Annotated in this window: 15 protein-coding genes; 6 read left to right on the top strand and 9 right to left on the bottom strand. The window is 73.0% G+C overall.

Translation table 11 applies throughout. From position 1 onward, the window contains the following. Positions 1-134: 134 nt before the first annotated feature. Positions 135-911 (bottom strand): ABC transporter ATP-binding protein, encoded by a 777-nt coding sequence (locus tag IF88_RS0131115; RefSeq protein WP_030719937.1) that lies wholly within the window; start codon positions 909-911, stop codon positions 135-137. Next, entirely contained in the window at positions 904-1,812 is a 909-nt protein-coding gene (locus IF88_RS0131120; RefSeq protein ID WP_030719939.1) for an ABC transporter permease, read from the bottom strand. The genes IF88_RS0131115 and IF88_RS0131120 overlap by 8 nt, the downstream gene beginning before the upstream one ends. Before the next feature lie 135 nt (positions 1,813-1,947). On the opposite strand from IF88_RS0131120, the gene IF88_RS0131125 reads away from it, so the two are divergent. Then, on the top strand, positions 1,948-2,577 hold the full coding sequence (locus tag IF88_RS0131125) for a TetR/AcrR family transcriptional regulator (protein WP_030719941.1): 630 nt from the start codon (positions 1,948-1,950) through the stop codon (positions 2,575-2,577). A 166-nt stretch (positions 2,578-2,743) separates the two neighbouring features. On the opposite strand, the gene IF88_RS0131130 is transcribed toward IF88_RS0131125, so the two are convergent. The 5 genes from IF88_RS0131130 to IF88_RS0131150 form a co-directional block, all read right to left on the bottom strand. Beyond that, positions 2,744-5,011, bottom strand: coding sequence for a bifunctional glycosyltransferase/CDP-glycerol:glycerophosphate glycerophosphotransferase (locus IF88_RS0131130; protein ID WP_030719943.1), 2,268 nt, complete (start codon positions 5,009-5,011; stop codon positions 2,744-2,746). A 134-nt stretch (positions 5,012-5,145) separates the two neighbouring features. Then, positions 5,146-6,030 (bottom strand): carbohydrate ABC transporter permease, encoded by an 885-nt coding sequence (locus IF88_RS0131135; RefSeq protein ID WP_030719944.1) that lies wholly within the window; start codon positions 6,028-6,030, stop codon positions 5,146-5,148. A 50-nt stretch (positions 6,031-6,080) separates the two neighbouring features. Further along, positions 6,081-7,373: a carbohydrate ABC transporter permease gene (locus IF88_RS0131140; RefSeq protein ID WP_037807701.1), complete on the bottom strand. Its 1,293-nt coding sequence runs from the start codon at positions 7,371-7,373 to the stop codon at positions 6,081-6,083. Positions 7,374-7,407: 34 nt separating this feature from the next. Beyond that, positions 7,408-8,769, bottom strand: coding sequence for an ABC transporter substrate-binding protein (locus IF88_RS0131145; RefSeq protein WP_030719946.1), 1,362 nt, complete (start codon positions 8,767-8,769; stop codon positions 7,408-7,410). A gap of 106 nt (positions 8,770-8,875) precedes the next feature. Then, positions 8,876-11,968: an FHA domain-containing protein gene (locus IF88_RS0131150; RefSeq protein WP_030719947.1), complete on the bottom strand. Its 3,093-nt coding sequence runs from the start codon at positions 11,966-11,968 to the stop codon at positions 8,876-8,878. A gap of 459 nt (positions 11,969-12,427) precedes the next feature. Between IF88_RS0131150 and IF88_RS0131155 the strand changes: the two genes are divergently transcribed. Next, entirely contained in the window at positions 12,428-14,203 is a 1,776-nt protein-coding gene (locus tag IF88_RS0131155; protein WP_030719949.1) for a serine/threonine-protein kinase, read from the top strand. A 159-nt stretch (positions 14,204-14,362) separates the two neighbouring features. Next, entirely contained in the window at positions 14,363-15,613 is a 1,251-nt protein-coding gene (locus tag IF88_RS0131160; protein WP_030719952.1) for a serine/threonine-protein kinase, read from the top strand. A 142-nt stretch (positions 15,614-15,755) separates the two neighbouring features. Here the strand turns inward: IF88_RS0131160 and IF88_RS0131165 are convergent, their stop codons facing one another. After that, on the bottom strand, positions 15,756-16,757 hold the full coding sequence (locus IF88_RS0131165) for an isopenicillin N synthase family dioxygenase (RefSeq protein WP_030719955.1): 1,002 nt from the start codon (positions 16,755-16,757) through the stop codon (positions 15,756-15,758). 315 nt (positions 16,758-17,072) lie between these two features. On the opposite strand from IF88_RS0131165, the gene prfB reads away from it, so the two are divergent. Continuing rightward, positions 17,073-18,182, top strand: a complete 1,110-nt coding sequence (gene prfB, locus IF88_RS0131170; protein WP_030719957.1) for a peptide chain release factor 2 — start codon at positions 17,073-17,075, stop codon at positions 18,180-18,182. Positions 18,183-18,283: 101 nt separating this feature from the next. Here prfB and IF88_RS0131175 read toward each other — a convergent pair whose 3' ends face one another. Further along, a complete protein-coding gene (locus IF88_RS0131175) occupies positions 18,284-18,475 on the bottom strand; it encodes a hypothetical protein (RefSeq protein WP_030662818.1) in 192 nt (63 codons plus the stop codon). A gap of 238 nt (positions 18,476-18,713) precedes the next feature. On the opposite strand from IF88_RS0131175, the gene ftsE reads away from it, so the two are divergent. After that, a complete protein-coding gene (ftsE, locus tag IF88_RS0131180; protein WP_030011324.1) occupies positions 18,714-19,403 on the top strand; it encodes a cell division ATP-binding protein FtsE in 690 nt (229 codons plus the stop codon). Between the two features lie 16 nt (positions 19,404-19,419). Beyond that, complete coding sequence (ftsX, locus tag IF88_RS0131185; RefSeq protein ID WP_030719960.1) at positions 19,420-20,388, top strand: permease-like cell division protein FtsX; 969 nt, start codon at positions 19,420-19,422, stop codon at positions 20,386-20,388. Positions 20,389-20,429: the final 41 nt, after the last annotated feature.

Genomic DNA, 20,429 nt, shown 5'->3' on the forward strand with positions numbered 1-20,429 from the left:
CGCCTCCCCCAGACTCCGTCCGGGGGACCCCAGGGGGCTCCGCCCCGCCCCCGATCCCCCGCGCCTCAAACGCCGGCGGGGCTGAAGTTTGTGCCGGCCGGCCTGGAACGGGCCGGCGGGGCTGGAACAGCCGGTCAGCGTCCCGCGGTGAAGGCCTCGTACGCGTCGCAGACTTCGGCGGCCGGGCCGTCCATGCGCATGACGCCCGCCTCCAGCCAGATCGCGCGGTCGCAGGTCTCGCGGACCGTGTTGATGCCGTGGCTGACGAGGAAGACCGTGCCGGCCTGTTGGCGCAGTTGCTCGATGCGGGCCTGGCTGCGCCGCTGGAAGGCCGCGTCGCCGGTGGCCAGGGCCTCGTCGATCATGAGTACGTCGTGGTCCTTGGCGGCGGCGATGGAGAAGCGCAGGCGGGCGCCCATGCCGGAGGAGTACGTCCGCATGGGCAGCGAGATGAAGTCGCCCTTCTCGTTGATGCCGGAGAAATCGACGATGTCCTGGTAGCGCTCGTGGATCTGCTGCTTGGACATGCCCATCGCGAGGCCGCCGAGCACGACGTTGCGCTCGCCCGTCAGGTCGTTCATCAGGGCGGCGTTCACGCCCAGCAGGGACGGCTGACCGTGCGAGAAGATCCGGCCGCGGGCCACCGGCTGGAGACCGGCGATGGCGGCCAGCAGGGTGGACTTGCCCGAGCCGTTGGAGCCGATGAGGCCGATGGCCTCGCCCTTGTACGCGGTGAAGGTGACGCCTTTGACGGCGTGCACCTCGCGGATGCCGGGAGCCGGCTCGCGGGAGAAGATCCGGCTGAGGGCCGCGGTGGCGCCGCCCTTGCGGCTGCCGCTGCCGTGGACCTTGTAGATGACGTGGACCCCGTCGGCGATCACGGTGGGGATCCGTCCTCGAGTGTCAGCCACGGCCGTATTCCTCCTCTGCCTTCCAGAAGTAGACGAACCCGCCGACGCCGGCGAGCAGGGCCCAGCCGATGGCGATCGGCCATACGTGGTGCGGGAGCGAGTGCGCTTCGAAGCTGTCGATGAGCGCGAAGCGCATCAGGTCGATGTAGACGGCCGCGGGGTTGAGCTTGAGCATCGTCAGCACCCAGTGCGGCAGGTCGCCCGTCCTGTGGATCTGGTCGATGGACCACATGACGCCCGAGGAGTACATCCAGGTGCGCAGGACGAAGGGCATCAGCTGGCTGACGTCCGGGCTCTTGCTGCCGATGCGGGCCATGATCATGGCGCAGCCGGCGGCGAAGACGGCCATCAGCAGGAGCGTCGGGACGGCCAGGAGCCAGGCGGGGCCGGGCGTCTGGCCGAAGGCGAGCAGCAGGATGACCAGGGCGCCCATGGTGACGAGCAGCTGCTGGAAGAGCTGGACGACGGTGGAGAGGGGCAGGCTCGCGCGGGGGAAGTGCAGGGCGCGGACCAGGCCGAGGTTGCTGTGGACGGCGCGGGTGCCGGCGTTGATGGAGCTGCCGATGAAGTCCCAGATGAAGACGCCGGTGATCAGGAAGGGGAGGTAGTCCGGCACTCCGCTGCTGGCCTTCATCGCGAGGCCGAAGACGAAGTAGTAGACGGCCGCGTTGAGCAGCGGGGTCACCAGGTGCCAGACCTGGCCGAGCTTGGCCGTGCTGTACGTGGCCTGCATGCGGGCGGTGGCGTACGCGGCCACGAAGTGGCGCCGGTCCCAGAGCTGCGCGACGTAGCGCGGGAGGGAGGGGCGCGCGCCGCTGAGGGTGAGGCCGTGGGCGGCGGCGAGTTGCGCGAGTTCCGCGGAGGGCGCGGGCGCGGTCTTGGGTGCGGTCGCGGTGGTCACAGGGTTCGCTTTCGACGGGGTCAGGGCGTCGGCTGGCGATGGGACGGGTCCGTATCGTCGCTACGGCGAGGTTAGGGCGTGCCGCGTCGGAACGCAACCGTATCGTCGTGACGGGAGCGCGGCTATGCTCTGTGCATGACCACGGACCCCTCCGCCGCCCCCGCCCCCGCCGCCCCCGCCCGTAGAGCCCCCGCCGGCGCCGCCGTCCTGCGTGAGGACGTGACCGAGGCGATCCGCGAAGCGGTGCTGGAGGAACTGGCCGCGGTCGGGTTCTCGCGGATGTCCATCGAGGGCATCGCGCGGCGGGCGGGCGTCGGCAAGACCGCGGTGTACCGGCGCTGGAAGTCCAAGCTGCACCTGGTGCTCGACCTGATCGGGGCCTTCGCGGCGGACGGCCTGCCGGTGCCGGCCACCGGGTCGCTGTACGGGGACGTACGGGCGCTGCTGGAGGTCATGTCCCACGTGCTGAGGCACCCGGTGGCGTCGGCGGTGATCCCCGACCTGCTGGTGGAGGCGGCGCGGAACCCGGAGATCGCGGACGCGGTGCGGGGGGCGCTGCTGGAGGGGCAGCGACGGGTTGCCGCGGGCATCGTCGGCGAGGCGGTGTCGCGCGGCGAGCTGGCGGAGGGGGTGGATCCGGACCGGGCGCTCGATCTGGCGATCGGGCCGCTGTACTGGCGGCAGGTGGTCGTGGGGGACTCCGTCCCCGGCGGGTACCTCGACGAGCTCGCGCGGTCGGTGGCGGCCGGACTGCGGGCCTCCTGACCCTGCGGGCCGCCTTCTGGGGCTCCGCCCCGGACCCCGCGCTCAAACGTCGGCGGGGCTGAAATACCGGGGCGGAGCCCCCGCAGCGGCGCCACGTGGTCGATGCGGCCTCCGCTACCGAGCAGGGTTCGGGGGCGGAGCCCTCGTGGCCGGGCTACGGGCCGGGCTACGGCCAGAGGCGGGCCAAGGTCGGTTCCTGGGCCGGAGCCGGGGCCGGGGCGGGGGCCGCAGGGGCGGGGCGGCGGTCCGCCAGGGGGGTGATCGCGGGGACCGGGGCGGTCTGGCCCAGGAAGATCCGCCGGACCACGCGTTCCGCCGCGTGGCCGTCGTCGTACGAGCAGAACCGCCCGCGGAACGCCGCCCGCAGCTGCGCCGAGCGCGAGCCCTGCCAGTGGCCCGTGGTGAAGATGTCCACCAGCTCGTCCTGGGTCCGGGCGATCGCACCCGGCGGGCACGACCGCAGGTCGAAGTAGGTGCCGCGGGCCGCCTCGTACGCCTCCCAGTCGTCCGCGTGGATCACGATCGGCCGGTCCAGCACCGCGTAGTCGAACATCAGGGACGAGTAGTCCGTGACGAGCGCGTCCGAGGCGAGGCAGAGCTCCTCCACCGACGGGTGGGAGGAGACGTCCAGCAGCCGCGGGTGCGGCTCCCACGCGCGGCCGGCGTCCGCGTACGTGAGGTGGGTGCGGGCGAGGATCGTGAAGCGCGGGCCCAGATCGCGCAGGACCCGCTCGAAGTCCAGGTGTTCCGGTTGGCTGCGCCGGTAGTCGCGGTGGGTGGGCGCGTACAGGACGGCCGTCGAGCCCGCCGGGATGCCGAGCCGTTCGCGCAGCTCCAGTACGTCCGCGCGGGTCGCCCGGTGGAAGACGTCGTTGCGCGGGTAGCCGTATTCGAGGGTCGTGTAGGAGGACGGGACCGCCTTCTCCCAGACCAGGGTGGAGTGCCGGTTCGCGGAGAGCAGGTAGTCCCACTGGTCGGCGCCGCGCAGCAGGCCCGCGAAGTCCGTGGTCGGGGTGGCCGCCGGGCGGTCCTGGAGGTCGAGGCCGACGCGCTTGAGCGGGGTGCCGTGCTGGGTCTGGACCAGGATCTGGCCGGGGCGCTTGACCAGCGCGCGGTCGAAGTTGACGTTCGTGACCAGGTACGTGGCCCGCGCCAGGGCGGTCCAGTACGCCGCCGAGCCCGGGCGCAGCGCCGTCGTCTCCCGGGGCAGGGTCGAGGCGTGCGCCGGGTCGCAGATCCACGCCGTCCGCATCCGGGGCGCGAGTTCCCGCAGCTTGGCCTCGATCGCCGCCGGGTTGCAGGCGTAGCCGCCGTGCCAGTACGCGGAGAAGACCGCGAGCTCCGGGCGCAGGGGGAGCAGGCGCTGGATCCGGTAGTGCAGGCGCCGGGCCGTTTCGCGCAGGCCCTGCCACAGGGTCGTGGCCGCGCGGCCCAGTGCCAGCCCGGCCGAGCGCAGCGCGGACAGCAGCCGGTAGGTGCGCCGGGTGCCCAGCCGCATCAGGGTGTGCCGGACCCGGTCGGTCCGCGACAGGGACAGCGGCAGCGCGGACCTGCCGCCCGGGGCCCGGTAGCGGCGCAACAGCGCGGAGGCCCGGCTGAAGAACTCGGCCCGGCCGGCGGGCGGGAGGCGGCGCGGGTCGGCGTACAGGGCGCAGAAGTGCTCGGCCATGCGGCGGTGCACGGTGGGGCGCCAGCGCTCCAGCTCCGGGCGCCCGGCGAGGTAGCCGAACACCCGGTCGTACTGGTCGAAGATGTCGAGGTGGCGGCGGCTGGTGGTGGTCAGGATCGAGCCGGTCCGCCGCTGGCGGTAGTGGACGCAGACCCGGTCCAGGACGGCGACGGACTCCGCGGCCAGCAGCGCCGGGTAGGTCCAGGGAGTGTCCTCGTAGAGGCCGGGCGGGAATTCGAGGCCCTCGCGCTCCACGTACTCGCGGCGGTAGGCCTTGTTCCACACCACCATCAGCATGGCCAGCAGCGCCGGGCGGTCGGCGAGCCGGAAGCTGGCCGGGCCCTCCTCGGACAGCCGGTGCGCGAGGCGGTTGCGCACCAGCTCGCCCGACCAGAAGGTGCGCGCGTAGTCGTAGACGAGGACGTCGGGGGAGCCGGTGGCCTTCAGCCGGTCGGTGATGGCCTGCAGGGCGCCGGGGGCGAGGGTGTCGTCGCCGTCGAGGAAGATCAGGTAGTCGCCGGTGGCCCGGGCCAGGCCCGCGTTGCGGGCCGGGCCCAGGCCCAGGTTGTGCGCCAGGTGCACGGCGGTGACCCGGGCGTCACGGGCCGCGTACTCGTCGATGATCGAACCGCAGGCGTCGGGTGAGGCGTCGTCGACCGCGATCAGTTCCAGATCCGGGTACGACTGCGTCAGGACCGAGTCCAGACTCTCCTGGAGGTAGGCCTGGACCTTGTACGCGGGCACGATGACGCTGAACCGGGGCACGGCACATCCAGGGGTCGGCGCGGGCATGTCTCCCCCAGCTACCGCGGGGAGGTGCCCCCAGGAACCCCCGGCGTGGCGTTCGGGTTACGCAGCGTGTGGCAATCGGGTTACGCAGCGTCAACGTCGCACGTCAATCACTTGATCGCGCCGGCCATCACCCCCGTGACGAACTGCCGCTGGAACGCGAAGAAGACGACGAGCGGGACCACCATCGACAGGAACGCACCCGGCGCCAGCACGTCGATGTTGTTGCCGAACTGCCGTACCTGCTGCTGGAGCGCTACCGTCACCGGCGGGTTCGCCGAGTCCGCGAAGACCAGCGCCACGAGCATGTCGTTCCACACCCACAGGAACTGGAAGATGCCGAGCGAGGCGATCGCCGGCCCGCCGAGCGGCAGCACCACCCGGGCGAACAGCCGCAGTTCACCCGCCCCGTCGAGGCGGGCCGCCTCCAGCAGCTCGCGCGGGATCTCCGCGAAGAAGTTGCGCAGCAGGAACACGGCGAAGGGCAGTCCGAAGGCGGTGTGGAAGAGGACCACTCCCGCCGTGGTCTCGAACAGCCCGATGGAGCCGAAGAGTTCGGACACCGGGATCAGCGCCACCTGTACGGGGACCACGAGCAGCCCGACGACGACGAGGAAGAGCCAGTCCCGGCCGGGGAACTCCAGCCAGGCGAAGGCGTATCCGGCGAACGCGCCCAGGACCAGGACCAGCAGGGTGGCCGGCACGGCGATCGCGACCGTGTTCAGGAGCGAGCCGGTGATGGTGTCGTTGGCCAGCAGCCGCTCGTAGTTGCCGGCGGTCAGCCGCGAGGGCGCCGTCAGCACCTGCCACCAGCCACCCTTGTTGAGGTCGGTGGGGGAGACGAACGAGGAGATGAGCAGCCCGAGCGTGGGCACCAGCCAGAAGAGCGCGGCCAGGACCAGGAACACCCGCAGCGCCCCGCCCGCGGCCCGCGCGGCCAGCCGGCCCACGGTGCTCCCGGTGCTCCCGGCCCCCACGGTGCTCCCGGCCCCCATGGTGCTCCCGGCCCCCACGGTGCTCCCGGTCCGTTCGGACTTGGACGGACTCATCGGGATCCCTCCTTCCGGAGCCTGCGTATGTTCACGAGCATCACCGGGATCACCAGCACCAGCAGCAGCACGGCGATGGCACTGCCCAGGCCCGGATCGGCGTCGGTGCCGAAGGAGGTCCGGTACAGCTGCAGCGCGAGCACGTTCGCGTCGTCCTGGACCGCGCCCGGCGCGATCACGAAGACCAGGTCGAAGATCTTCATGACGTTGATGACGAGGGTGACGAGCACGACCGCCAGGACCGGCGCCAGCAGCGGCACGGTGATCCGGCGGAACACCTGCCACTCGTTGGCCCCGTCCACCCGCGCCGCCTCCAGCAGCTCGCGCGGTACGGCCGCCAGCCCGGCCCCGATCAGCACCATCGCGAACCCGGCCCACATCCACACGTACGCCCCGATGACCGCCGGGGTGACCAGCGTCGGGCCGAGCCACTGCACCCCGCTGTACGCCTCCCGGAAGTTGGCGGCGGGCAGCCGCAGCAGCGCCCCGTCGGCCTCCGCGGACAGGGTGAAGGTGCCGTCGGCGCGGGCCGTGGCCGTGTCGACGACCCGGCCGTCCTTGACCGCCTCGATCCGCATCCCGGCGAAGGCCGACTCGGTCGGGTCGACCGCGTTCGTACGGCCGCCCCCGCCGCGGGTGAAGTCCTGCCAGGCCGTTCCGGTGACCTTCCCCGGCTCGGCATCCGCCGCCCTCGCCGCCCGCGTCCCCTCGGGCAGGGACTCCGGGGCCACGCCGACCAGTGGCAGCAGCACCGGGGTGCCCGCGCGGACCGGGTCGCGCGTCACGAAGGCGCCCCCGCCGGCGTCGGCGAGCGGCGAGTCCCGGCCCGGGCGGGCCTTGGGGAAGGCCGAGGACTCCGCGAAGGTGTCGTGGACCCCCACCCAGACCGCGTTGGCGACGCCCCGGTCGGGATCGTGGTCGTAGACGAGCCGGAAGATGATGCCCGCCGCCAGCATCGAGATCGCCATCGGCATGAACACCAGCAGCTTGAACGCCGTGCCCCAGCGGACCCGTTCGGTGAGCACCGCGAAGATCAGACCGAGGGCGGTGGCCGTGGTCGGGGCGAGCACCACCCACACCGCCGTGTTCTCCAGGGCGGTGCGGATGGTGTCGTCGCTCAGGATCCCCCGGTAGTTGTCGCCGCCGACGAACGTGCCTCCCGAGCGGTCGAAGAAGCTGCGGTAGAGCGAGTAGCCGATCGGGTGCACGACGAGCGCGCCGAGCAGTACGAGGGCCGGCAGGAGGAACGCCGCCGCGACCAGACGGCGGCGCCGGGCCTCCGCGGACAGCCCGCGGCCGGCCTTGACCGAGGCCTTCACGGGCCTAGTTCCCGTAGGCCTTGGCCGCGTCCGCCTCCAGTTTCGCCTGCGCGCCCGCCACGTCCGACGGGTTCGCCAGGAAGTCCTGGAGCGCCTTCCACTCGCCCGCGCCCGGGGTCCCGCCGAAGGCCGCCGGGGCCTGGTCCGACATGTCGAAGCGGAAGTCGTCGCCCGCCGCGATCAGCGCCTTCGCGATGTTCCGCTGGATGTCGTTCGGATAGGCGGCCGGGTCCACCGCCTTGTTCGGGGAGACGAAACCGCCCTCGCGGGCCTGGATCTGCGCCGCGTCCGCCGAGGCCAGGAAGGTCAGCAGGGCCTGCGCGCCCTTCGAGGGCTTCAGCGCGACCGCCACGTCACCGCCCGAGACCACCGGTGCCTTCCCGCCGACCGCCGGGAAGGGGAAGACCAGGGCGTCCTCGCCCACCTTCGCCTCGGTCTGCGCGATGTTCACCGCCACGAAGTCACCCTCGAAGACCATCGCGGCCGCCGGCCGGTCGCCACCGGTGAAGGTCTGCGTCACCGACTTCGGGAACTCCGTGGACAGTGCCCCGCTCGGCCCGCCCGCCAGGAAGTCCTTGCGCCCGAACAGCTCGCCGAGCGTGGTCAGCGCCTGCTTGACGCTGTCGTCGGTCCACTTGATCTGGTGCTTGGCCAGCTGGTCGTACTTCTCCGGGCCCGCCTGCGAGAGGTAGACGTTCTCGAACCAGTCGGTGAGGGTCCAGCCGTCCGCGCCCGCCACCGAGACGGCCGGCGTACCGGAGGCGGACAGCGTGTCGGCCGCCGTGATCAGCTCCTTCCAGGTCGTCGGGGGCTTGACCCCGGCCGCCTCGAAGGCCTTCGCGTTGTACCAGATCAGCGACTTGTTGGCCGCCTTGTAGTACACGCCGTACTGGGTGCCGCCGACCGCGCCCAGCGACTTCCAGCCCGCCGAGTAGTTCTTGTCCAGCTGCGCCTGGGCCTCCGGTCCCACCGGCTGCGCCCACTTGTTCTGCACGGCCGAGACCAGCGCGCCGACCTGCGGGAGCAGTGCGACGTCCGGCGGGGCACCGCCCGCGATCTTCGTACCGAGGAAGGTGACGATGGGGTCCTGGGCCGGGACGAAGGTCACGGTGGCCCCCGTCCGCTTCTCGAACTCCTTCAGGACCTTGGTGAAGTTCGCCTGCTCGGGGCCCGTCCAGACCGCGGCGACCTCCAGCTTCTCCCCGTCCAGCTTCGGTAACTCCACCTGCGGCCCGGTCGGACCCGCGGCCTTCGGCGGGTCCGTCTTCTCGTCCGTGTCGCCGCCGCACGCGCTGAGCGCGAGCGCGCCCGCCGCGGCGAGCGCCGTCCAGGTGAGTGCCGTACGGCTCGTTCCGTGCCTGTGCATGGTTCTGCCCCCGATGCCCGTGGTGTGTCCCGGACCACAAGGTCTACGCCGACCCGCGCGCCCCCGCAATACCGCGTCGCGGGGGCGGTCTTGAGCCCCAGAGGTGTCAGGGAGCGGGCGGGAACAACACGGGTATCGCCGAGACCAGGTGCGAGGCCCGGTCCAGAGCGCTGGCCAGCAGCGCGAGGTCGGTCGGCCCGTTGCCCAGTTCGCGCACCGGGCGGCGGGCCGGCGGATCACCCATCCGCTCCCACTCCACCGGAACCACGGTCGGCCTCAAGGTCGCCGTCCGGGGGATCCGGCCGGTGACCCGGCCGGCCTGGAACGGGACCGTGCGGCCGTCCGCGTGCCGGAGCAGGCCGCGGCCGGGGCCCGGCTGGTCGGGGGCGTCGAGCTCCACGCGCAGGCCGGTCAGCCGGGCCAGCCCGGTCTCGGCCGTGCGGTCCGGGCGGGCGGTGGTGGCCACCAGGTGCACGCCGAGCGGGGCGCCCTCGCGGGCGACGGCCTCCAGCGCCCGCACCACCGAGCCGGCGGCGGGCCGGCCCGTACTGCCGAGGCCCGGCGCGACCAGCGCGTCGAGGTCGTCCACCAGCACCACCAGGCGGGGCAGCGGGCTCGGCCCGGCCGGATCCGTACGGGTGGTCGAGGCACGGAGCCGGAGCGTGCCCGTGCGCTGCGGCTCCAGGTCGCCGCGCAGCTCGCCCGGGGTGGGCCGGCGGGGCGAGACCATCCGGTCGGAGACCTCGCGCCGGGCGTGCCACTCGGCGAACGGCAGCCCCTCCAGCATCTCGGCGCGGCGCTTCAGCTCCGCGCCCAGCGCCTGCGCGAACTCCCGCATGCGCACCGGGTCGGAGGCGACCAGGTGGGCGGAGACGTGCGGGAGGTCGGTGCAGGGCAGCAGCCCGTCGCCGCGCTCGCCGCCGGCCCCGTCGAGGAGGACCAGCCCGAGCCGGTCGGGCCGGGCGGCAGCGGACAGCGACGCGGCCACCGACCGCAGCAGCTCCGTCCGCCCGCTCCCGGCTGGCCCCTCGATGAGCAGGTGCGGGCCGTCGTGGACCAGCTCGGTGCCGACGGGTCCGCGCCGCCCGCTGCCCAGCACGATCTCGGCGAGGCCGCCCGTGCCCTGCCCCTGGTCGGTGGCGGCGGCCCAGCGGGCCATCAGGGAGGCCGGGGTGGCCCGGGCCAGCCCCAGCTCGTCCAGCAGCCGGGCGGTCGCGGGCAGGGTGGCGGCGGACGGCCGGTACGGAGCCGCGGAGCAGGCGTCGGTGGTGCGCAGGGGCGCCAGCGCCCGCGCGAAGCGCTCCGCCCAGGCGGCGGAGACGGCGTCGGCGGTGGCGGTGACCCCGGACGGGACCGGCCGGCCGCCGCTGACCGCGAAGGTCCGTACGGCCGTGGCCACGTCCCCGCTGAGCAGGGCGACCGCGCCGCAGTCCCGGAAGGCGGGGTTGCCCGCGCAGGCGGCCTCGTAGGTCTCGGCGACCGGCGAGGCGGCGGTTGCGGCCGGGGCCTCGGCGAGCGCGAGCACGTGGATCCCGGCGGCCGGGCCGTGCGTGGCGAGCCGCCCGGTGATGTCGCGCAGCGCGCCCGCGCCGGGATCGCCGTCGAGGACGACGAGCGTGTACGGGCCGTCGTAGACGGCGGCGGCCCGCCGGACCTGCCCGGCGTCGGCGGCGGCCCAGTGCACGCCGAGGGGACCGTCGTCCAGGCGCCGGGTCAGCTCACCGGTGCGGGCGACGGCCTGGTCGCGGTCGTAGGCGAGGAGGAGCCGGCAGTCCTGGCCGTGCGCGGGCCGTACGTGCGGAAGCCAGCCGAGCCAGCCCCAGTCGCGCCGCCGCTCGGCGAGGCCCCGCGCCCGGTCGGTGGCGACGAGCACGATCTCCAGCTGCCCCGGCGCGTGCAGTCCCGCCAGTTGGGCGACCGCCCAGCGGGCGACCCCGGTCAGCCGGGCCCGCGGGCCCGCGACGCCCAGGGCGCCGACCTCCGGCAGCGACACCCGGCTCCCGGCGCCGAGCCCCACCTCCAGCGCCCGGGCGTGGCCGGGCTGTCCGGGCGTACGGGACCACAGGCGCTCGGTGGGACCCATCGCGGCCAGCAGCAGCGCGGCCGGGTCGTCGGGGTCGGGGGCGGCGGCCGCGGGCGCCGACTCCGGCGCGGCCTCGGTGAGGTCGTCCCCGCGCACCCACTTGCGGGCCCAGGCCCCGAGTCCCTTGCGGCGGCCCGCGGCGGCGGCGCCGCCGCCGGACGTGCGGCCGTCACCTGCCGAGCCGGAGGCGTCCGGCGGTCCGGCGGGAGTTCCGGGGCGCGGCCCCGGGAGCGCGTCGGCCCCGGCCGGGCCGGAGCCCGTCCAGCCGGCCCCGCCCGAGGCGTCCGGCCCGCCGGAACCGGCCCGCCCGGCTGCTTCGGCCGGTCCGTGCGGCCCGGTGACACGTCCGCCTCGCCCGGAGCCGTCCGGCGCCGGGCCGGCGGTGCCCGTCGGGCCCGGGCCGTGGGGTGCGGGGTGCGGGCCCGAGGGCGTACCGGCGGCGCCCGACCAGCCGGCGGCGCCCGCCGGGGGTGGCACGGAGAGGTGGCCCTCCTGGTCCGGGGTCACGGTCAGCGGGGGCGTCGCGCCCGCGGGCGCGAGCCGCAGGGTGGACTCGCCGATCCGCAGCAGCGCCCCCGGCGGCAGGGCGACGGGCTGGGGTCCCACGGGGACGCCGTCCAACGTGGTCCCGTTCGTCGAGTCCAGGTCGGCCACCGCGACCCGCCCGTCGCGGATCACCGTGACCGCGCAGTGCAGCCGGGACACGTCGGGGTCGTCCAGCGGGACGTCGGCGTCGGCGGATCTGCCCACCCGGATCTGCCCGCTGTGCAGCAGGTGCACCCCGCCCGCGTCGGGTCCGGCGACGACGTGCAGCTGGGGTGCGCCGAGGCCGTCCTCGGGCAGCACGTCCGGTACTGGCCCGTGCAGGGCCAGTACCGCGCCGTCCACGAGCGGCGGCTCGCCCAGCACCCGCCGCTGGAGGTCGAGGCGCTCGGAGCCGGCGTAGAGCACGACCGTGCCCCCGGTGTCGGGTCCGCCGACGGTCGCCGCGAGCCCGGAGGCGACCGCGGCCAGCGCGGTGCCGGCCGGTGCCGTGACGAGCACGTCACAGCTCGCGGGGGCGGTCGAGGTCTGGTGGCCGCTGCGCGACCCAAGGACGGTCAGCCGGATCTGCATCGCCGTCAGCGGTCCCTTCTGCGCGGTGCGCGGTGTATGCGCCCGGCAGGGGAATTTCGGGACATGGCTGTCCGATCGCCCCCCACCCGGCACGGACGCGTCGTCCGGTCAGGTCTGCCGGAAGGCGGGGCTCCCGTCCCGTGCCGTTCCGTACGTGTGCATCCTCGCACCTGTCGCGGACAACACGCCCGGCACCCACCCAGAAATGATCTTGATCGGTCGCGGCCCGGCGTGGACCTCGACGGGATACGGACGGCGAGCGCGGGAAAGACGTGGAAAAACGCCACGGGCATACCCCGCGAACATCACCCTCCGTACATATGTGCGGCAACCAACCTCCGGCGACCGGCGTCTTCCCGGGGGACACCCCCTAGAGTGGGCCGGAAAACCAATCAGCGGATCGACCACCACTCGACCACCGATCGACCACGAACAGACGACAGCAGGGGAGCGCGAGACGTGCGGCCAGTCGGCAGCAAATACCTGCTCGAGGAGCCGCTCGGGCGCGGCGCCACGGGCACTGTCTGGCGTGCCCGCCAGAGGGAGGCCGCCGGCGCGGAGGCGGCCGTCGCCGGACAGCCCGGCGAGACCGTGGCCATCAAGGTCCTCAAGGAGGAGCTGGCCCAGGATCCCGACATCGTCATGCGCTTCCTGCGCGAGCGCTCGGTCCTGCTGCGCCTGACCCACCCCAACATCGTGCGCACGCGCGACCTCGTCGTCGAGGGCGATCTGCTCGCCCTGGTCATGGACCTGATCGACGGTCCGGACCTGCACAAGTACCTCCGCGAGAACGGCCCCTTCACGCCCGTCGCCGCGAGCCTGCTGACCGCCCAGATCGCGGACGCGCTCGCCGCCAGCCACGCCGACGGCGTGGTCCACCGCGACCTGAAGCCCGCCAACGTCCTGCTCGACGAGCGCGGCGGCCAGATGAAGCCGATGCTCACCGACTTCGGCATCGCCCGCCTCGCGGACTCCCCGGGCCTGACCCGCACCCACGAGTTCGTCGGCACCCCCGCCTACGTCGCGCCCGAGTCCGCCGAGGGCCGCCCGCAGACCTCCGCCGTCGACATCTACGGCGCCGGCATCCTCCTCTACGAGCTGCTCACCGGCCGCCCGCCGTTCGGCGGCGGCTCCGCCCTCGAAGTGCTCCACCGGCACCTCAGCGAGGAGCCGCAGCGCCCCTCGACCGTGCCCGAGCCGCTGTGGACGGTCGTCGAGCGCTGCCTGCGCAAGGAGCCGAGCGAGCGCCCCAGCGCGGTGAGCCTGGCCCGCGGCCTGCGCGTGGTCGCCGCCGGCATCGGCGTGCACTCCTCGGCCGTCGAGGTGGAGGCGGCGCTCGGTGTGGGCGCGCTGCTCGCGCCCGACCCCTCTCCGGCACCGGTCCCCGGGACACCGGGCGCCGCCGACCCGACCCAGGTGCTGCCCTCCGGCGCCGGCTCGCCCCTCGGGGCCTACGACCCGAACGCCATGACCAGCGTCATGCCGCCGGTCGGCGCGGCCGACGCCACCTCGGTGCTGCCGAGCACGGGGGCTCCCGGGGCCGACCCGACCTCGGTCATGCCCCCCGTGCAGCAGCCGGACCAGCCGCACCCGTGGCAGTCGCAGATGCGGGCCGCCCGCGACCGCAACGAGCAGACGCAGGTCCAGTACCTCGACCCGAACGACGACCCCCTGCGGCGCCGCCCGCAGCGGCAGGCGCCCCCGCCGCCGCAGCACCGGCCCCAGCCGCAGCAGCCGTACCGGCAGGGGCCGCCGCCCCGGCAGCAGTACCAGCAGCAGCCTCAGCAGCAGTACCGCCAGCCGCAGCAGCCTCAGCAGCAGTACGCGCCTCAGCCGCCACCGCAGCACTACCAGCCGCAGCAGCACCAGCCCCAGCCGTACCAGCAGCAGGCTCAGCCGCAGCAGCCCCAGTACCGCCAGCCGCAGCAGCAGCAGCAGCCGCAGCAGCCGCAGGCTCCGCAGCGGCCGGCCCGGGAGCCGCGCGAGCCGCGCCGCCGCAGCGCCAACCCGGTGCGGATCCCCGGCCTCGGCTGCCTCAAGGGCTGCCTGGTCGTCATCCTGCTGTTCTTCGTGGCCGGCTGGCTGGTCTGGGAGCTCACCCCGCTCCAGGAGTGGGTCGGCACCGGACGGGGCTGGTGGGGCCAGCTGTGGACCTGGGGCACCGACGTCGTCGACTGGGTGAGCACCGTCGGCGACTCCGCGGGATCCGCGTCCTCGGGCTCCACGAAGTCCTGAGACGGGGCTCGTAGAGCCGACTTCGTAGATTTGTCGACTTCTGGGGGGTGATTTCGCCCGCAGAAGTGAAGGTCGCCGCGAATCCGGGCCCCTGCTGGCCTCCAACGCCCACCCGGCCGCGTAGCTTTGGTGCGTACGCCAGCCGCTGAGGGAGCAGTCGTGGCACGGAAGATCGGCAGCCGGTACACCGCGCACCAGATCCTGGGGCGCGGCAGCGCGGGCACGGTGTGGCTGGGCGAGGGGCCTGACGGGCCCGTCGCCGTCAAACTGCTGCGCGAGGACCTCGCGTCCGACCAGGAACTGGTCGGACGCTTCGTCCAGGAGCGCAGCGCGCTGCTCGGCCTGGACCATCCGCACGTGGTCTCCGTCCGTGACCTCGTCGTGGACGGCAACGACCTCGCCCTCGTCATGGACCTCGTCCGCGGTACGGACCTGCGCACGCGGCTCGACCGGGAACGGCGGCTCGCCCCCGAGGCGGCCGTGGCGATCGTCGCGGACGTCGCCGACGCGCTGGCCGCCGCGCACGCGGCGGGGGTCGTCCACCGCGACGTCAAGCCCGAGAACGTGCTGCTGGACATGCAGGGCCCGCTCGGCCCGGGCGGTGCCCACCCGGCGCTGCTGACCGACTTCGGCGTGGCCAAGCTCATCGACACCCCGCGGCGGGCCTCCGCGGGCCGGGCCTCGGCCCCCACCACGCGGATCATCGGCACGCCGGACTACCTGGCTCCGGAGATCGTGGAGGGTCTGCCACCGCGGGCGGCCGTGGACATATACGCCCTGGCCACCGTCCTGTACGAGCTCCTCGCCGGCTTCACCCCCTTCGGCGGGGGCCACCCGGGCGCGGTGCTGCGGCGGCACGTGACGGAGACGGTCGTCCCCCTGCCGGGCATCCCCGACGAGCTGTGGCAGCTCATCGTGCAGTGCCTGGCCAAGGCCCCGGCCTCGCGGCTGCGGGCGTCGGAGCTGTCGGTCCGGCTGCGGGACCTGCTCCCGATGCTGGCCGGGATGCCGCCCCTGGACGTGGACGAGCCCGACGACGCGGATCCGGACCCCGAGCCCTCGTCGGACGAGCCGGCCGCGGACCCGGTCCGCCGCCGGGGCGTGGTCCCGCTCGTCCCGGGCTCCGCGACGGACTCCAACCGGGACACCCACACCTCGATGCGGGTGCCGGGGCCGGACGAGCTGGCGGGCGGGGCGCTGGGCACGGCGCGGGTCCCGCGTCCGGCCGGCGGCCACCGGCCGGGCTCCGCCCGGCACCGGGCGGAGGCGGCCCGCAAGCGGCGGCTGGTGCTGTCCGTGTCGGCCGTGGCGCTGGCCGCGGCGGTCGGTCTGGGCGGCTGGCTGGCCTTCTCCGGCGACGAAGCCCCGCCTCCCCAGGACAGCAAGCAGTCCGTCCCCCGCAAGCCGTAGCCTCCGGGTGCGGCGCCGCGGTCGGGGGCCGGCCCCCGAACCCCCGCGCTTCAAACGCCGGCGAGGCTGGTTTTTGCAGTCCCTCCGGCGTTTGAGTTGAGGAGCGGGGTCTGGGGCGGAGCCCCAGGAGCGGCGAGGCGGGCTACGCCGTGACCAGTTCCGGGTGCCAGCGCCGCGCCACGGCGGGGTGGGCCCGGACCCAGCCCTTCAGCTCGTTGCGCCCGTAGTCGGCGTGCAGCGGGTTCGACTCGTCGTGCGCGACCCCGGGCGCGGAGCGCAGGTACTCGCCCGGGACGGTCTCGATCACCGCGTCCAGCCGCGGGTTGTAGAAGAACGGCACCGAGTACCGCTCCACCGACCCCGGCGGGCTCACCACCCGGTGGTCCGTCGCCGTCAGGTAACCCTCCGTCGCGATCTCCAGCAGCTCGCCCAGGTTGACCACGAACGCCCCCGGGAGCGGCGGGACGTCGAGGTAGCCGCCGTCGCGCACGACCTGGAGGCCTCCCACGGAGTCCTGGAGGAGCAGGGTCAGGAAGCCGTAGTCCTTGTGCGCGCCGACCCCCTGGTCCGTGCCGGACGGGGCGGATCCGGGGTAGCGGATCAGCTTCGTGTGCAGGTGCGGCCGGTCCGCGAAGGCGGCGTCGAAGAAGTCGGCCGGGGCGCCGATCGAGGTGAGGAGTTCCTGGAGCAGCCGGTGGGCCACCGCCGCGAGGCGGGACTGCCAGTCCAGGACCACCGTCCGGAGCTCCGGGAGCGCGGCGGGCCACTGGTTCGGGCCCTCCAGCCACAGGTACGCCGGGTCGTCCGGCCCCACCACCGGCGCCGGGCGCTCCGCGCCCACGTCCAGCTGGTCGCGCCAGTCGGAGGCCCCGCCGGTCAGCTCGTGGCCGATCCGGGTGTAGCCGCGGAAGTGCGGGGAGTTCAGATTGCTCACGGCGAGCCGGTCGGCCTCCGGGAGGGCGAAGAACGCCCTGGTCAGCTCCAGGATGCGGGCGCTCTCGGCGGCGGTGACGCCGTGCCCGGTCAGGTGCAGGAAACCGGTGTCCCTGGCCGCTGCGTGCAGCTGCTTCAGGAAGTCGGCCCGCTGGGCCGGGTCGTCGGCCTGGGAGAGGTCCAGGACGGGGAGAGTGTGCGCGGACGGCATGACGGCTCCGTTTCGGATGTCACGGGGTCCTGTTCCCCAGAGGTGGCGGGGGCCGCGGGTGGAGGTGGGTCGCCGACAGGGATGGTGCCGGGACCGCGTGAGCCGCGTACAGGACCAAGTCGGATCGGGGTGGATCAGGCTTGGGTACGGTCCGGCGGCAGACAGCTCGTCGTCGTGACACGCATGTGGTCGACATGGCGGCGCTTGACGAGGAGAACGGTCATACCGTGAGCGTACGCCCGTGCGAGTCGTCATCAGAACGGGCGATTCGGCCTGCCCGGACGGGGTTGTCCGGGGACCGGCTACGCTGGACCCGTGGCAGTCGTCGATGTTTCCGAAGAGCTGAAGTCCCTCTCCTCGACCATGGGGTCGATCGAGGCCGTCCTGGACCTCGACAAGCTGAGGGCAGATATCGCCGTGCTCGAGGAGCAGGCCGCCGCGCCGTCCCTGTGGGACGACCCGGACGCCGCTCAGAAGATCACGAGCAAGCTTTCGCACCTCCAGGCCGAGGTCCGCAAGACCGAGAGCCTGCGCGGCCGCATCGACGACCTCGCGGTCCTCTTCGAGCTGGCCCAGGAGATGGAGGACGCGGACACCCTCGCCGAGGCGGAGGCCGAGCTGGTCGCCGTCCGCAAGGCGCTGGACGAGATGGAGGTCCGGACCCTCCTGTCCGGCGAGTACGCCGAGCGCGAGGCCCTGGTCAACATCCGTGCCGAGGCCGGTGGCGTCGACGCCTCCGACTTCGCCGAGCGCCTCCAGCGCATGTACCTGCGCTGGGCCGAGCGGCACGGCTACTCCACCGAGATCTACGAGACCTCGTACGCGGAAGAGGCCGGCATCAAGTCGACCACCTTCGTCGTCAAGGCCCCGTACGCCTACGGCACCCTCTCCGTCGAGCAGGGCACCCACCGCCTCGTCCGGATCTCGCCCTTCGACAACCAGGGCCGTCGCCAGACCTCCTTCGCGGGCGTCGAGGTGCTGCCGGTCGTCGAGACCAGCGACCACGTGGAGATCGACGAGGCCGAGCTGCGCGTCGACGTGTACCGCGCCTCCGGCCCCGGCGGCCAGGGCGTCAACACCACCGACTCGGCGGTGCGCATCACGCACCTCCCGACCGGCATCGTCGTGTCCTGCCAGAACGAGCGCTCGCAGATCCAGAACAAGGCCAGCGCGATGAACGTCCTCCAGGCCAAGCTGCTCGAGCGGCGCCGCCAGGAGGAGAAGGACAAGATGGACGCCCTCAAGGACGGCGGAAGCTCCTGGGGCAACCAGATGCGCTCCTACGTCCTGCACCCGTACCAGATGGTCAAGGACCTGCGGACGGAGTTCGAGGTCGGCAACCCGCAGGCGGTGCTCGACGGCGAGATCGACGGCTTCCTGGAGGCCGGGATCCGCTGGCGCAAGCAGCAGGAGCAGACCGCGTAGCGGCTGACCCGACACACATGGACGAGGGCCCGGACATCGATGATGTCCGGGCCCTCGTGCGTGTTGATCGGTACGCGGCGCGCAGCCCGCGGGCACCGCGGTCAGGCGGTCTGCTGGGCCACCAGCACCAGAGCTGCCACGAGGACCACCATGAGCACGATGAGGGCCACGGGATTGAGGCCGGAGAAGGGGCCCTCCTGCTGGAGGCGCTCCCGGTTCGCCCGGCACACCGGGCAGCGGCCCTGGCTGACGGGTGCGGCGCAGTTCGCGCACACGAGCCGGTCATATGTCATGCGCTCCTCCTCTCGTCCCCTCGGTCTTGTCTGTTGCCTATAACGGCGTGGGGAACCAGAGCGTTCCCCCTACCACTGTGCCAGCTTCGCCGACATTCGGCGCGGCCCGTCCGGGCAAGCACGGTCCGGAGCGGCCCGCACCCCGGGATAAAACGGGCAAGTCCGGATGCCGGGTCCACACCTCGCGCCCGTTCGCGTATGGTCACGCACACCTACTCCCGGCGACCGTGGTGCACCCGTGATCCGATTCGACAGTGTCTCCAAGTCCTACCCGAAGCAGAGCCGTCCTGCACTCAGAGAAGTCTCCCTCGACATCGCCAAGGGCGAGTTCGTCTTCCTGGTCGGCTCCTCCGGCTCCGGCAAGTCCACCTTCCTGCGGCTGATCCTGCGCGAGGAGCGGGCGAGCCACGGCCAGGTGCACGTCCTGGGCAAGGACCTCGCCAAGCTCTCCAACTGGAAGGTCCCGCAGATGCGGCGCCAGTTGGGGACCGTCTTCCAGGACTTCCGCCTGCTGCCCAACAAGACGGTGGCCGAGAACGTGGCCTTCGCCCAGGAGGTCATCGGCAAGCCCAGGGGCGAGATCCGCAAGGCCGTCCCGCAGGTCCTCGAACTGGTGGGTCTGGGCGGCAAGGAGGAGCGGATGCCCGGCGAGCTCTCCGGCGGTGAGCAGCAGCGCGTGGCCATCGCCCGCGCCTTCGTCAACCGCCCCGCCCTGCTGATCGCGGACGAGCCCACCGGCAACCTCGACCCGCAGACCTCCGTGGGGATCATGAAGCTGCTGGACCGGATCAACCGGACCGGCACCACCGTGATCATGGCCACGCACGACCAGCAGATCGTGGACCAGATGCGCAAGCGCGTCATCGAACTCGAACAGGGCCGACTCGTACGCGACCAGTCGCGCGGCGTCTACGGCTACCAGCACTGAAAGGCCCTTGAGAGTCATGCGCGCCCAGTTCGTCATGTCGGAGATCGGCGTCGGTCTCCGCCGCAATCTCACCATGACCTTCGCGGTCATCATCTCCGTGGCCCTGTCACTGGCCCTGTTCGGCGGCTCCCTGCTCATGAGCGAGCAGGTCAGCAGGATGAAGGGCTTCTGGTACGACAAGGCCAACGTCTCGATCTACCTCTGCAACAAGCAGGACGCCCAGGAGGCCAGCGAGGCCGCCGCCAAGCCGGACGGCTCGGGGGGCGGCGCCGGCGGTGTCGCCACCTGTCGCAAGGGCGCCGTGACCGACGAGCAGAAGAAGCAGATCGAGTCCGAGCTCAAGCAGATGTCCCTGGTCAAGTCCGTGGCCTACGAGTCCGCGGACGAGGCGTACAAGCACTACCAGGAGCAGTACGGCCACACCGCGCTGGCCTCCTCCATCACGCCCGACCAGATGCAGGAGTCCTTCCGGGTCAAGCTCAAGAACCCGGAGAAGTACAAGGTTGTCACCTCCGCCTTCGCGGGCCGTGACGGCATCCACACCGTCGACGACCAGCGGCAGGCGATCGACGACCTCTTCCGGATCCTCAACTACCTCAACTACGCCGCCCTCGGCATCATGCTGATCATGCTGATCGTGGCGCTGCTGCTGATCGTCAACACCGTGCGCGTCTCGGCGTTCAGCCGCAGGCGGGAGACGGGGATCATGCGGCTGGTGGGCGCCTCCAGCTTCTACATCCAGGTGCCCTTCATCATGGAGGCCGCCTTCGCCGGGCTCATCGGCGCGCTCTTCGCCTGCGCCATGCTGGTCTCCGGCCAGTACTTCGTGATCGACCACGGTGTCGGCCTGCGCGACAAGATCCAGCTGATCGACTTCATGGGCTGGGGATCGGTGCTGGCCAAGCTCCCGTACGTGCTCTTCATCGGCCTCCTGATGCCCTCCATGGCCGCCTTCATCGCCCTGCGCAAGTACCTGAAGGTGTGACAAGCGCCCCGCGAGCGGTCCGGCCAACCATCCGTACCGGA

It is taken from the genome of Streptomyces sp. NRRL F-2580 (assembly GCF_000720115.1).
Lineage (GTDB): Bacteria > Actinomycetota > Actinomycetes > Streptomycetales > Streptomycetaceae > Streptomyces.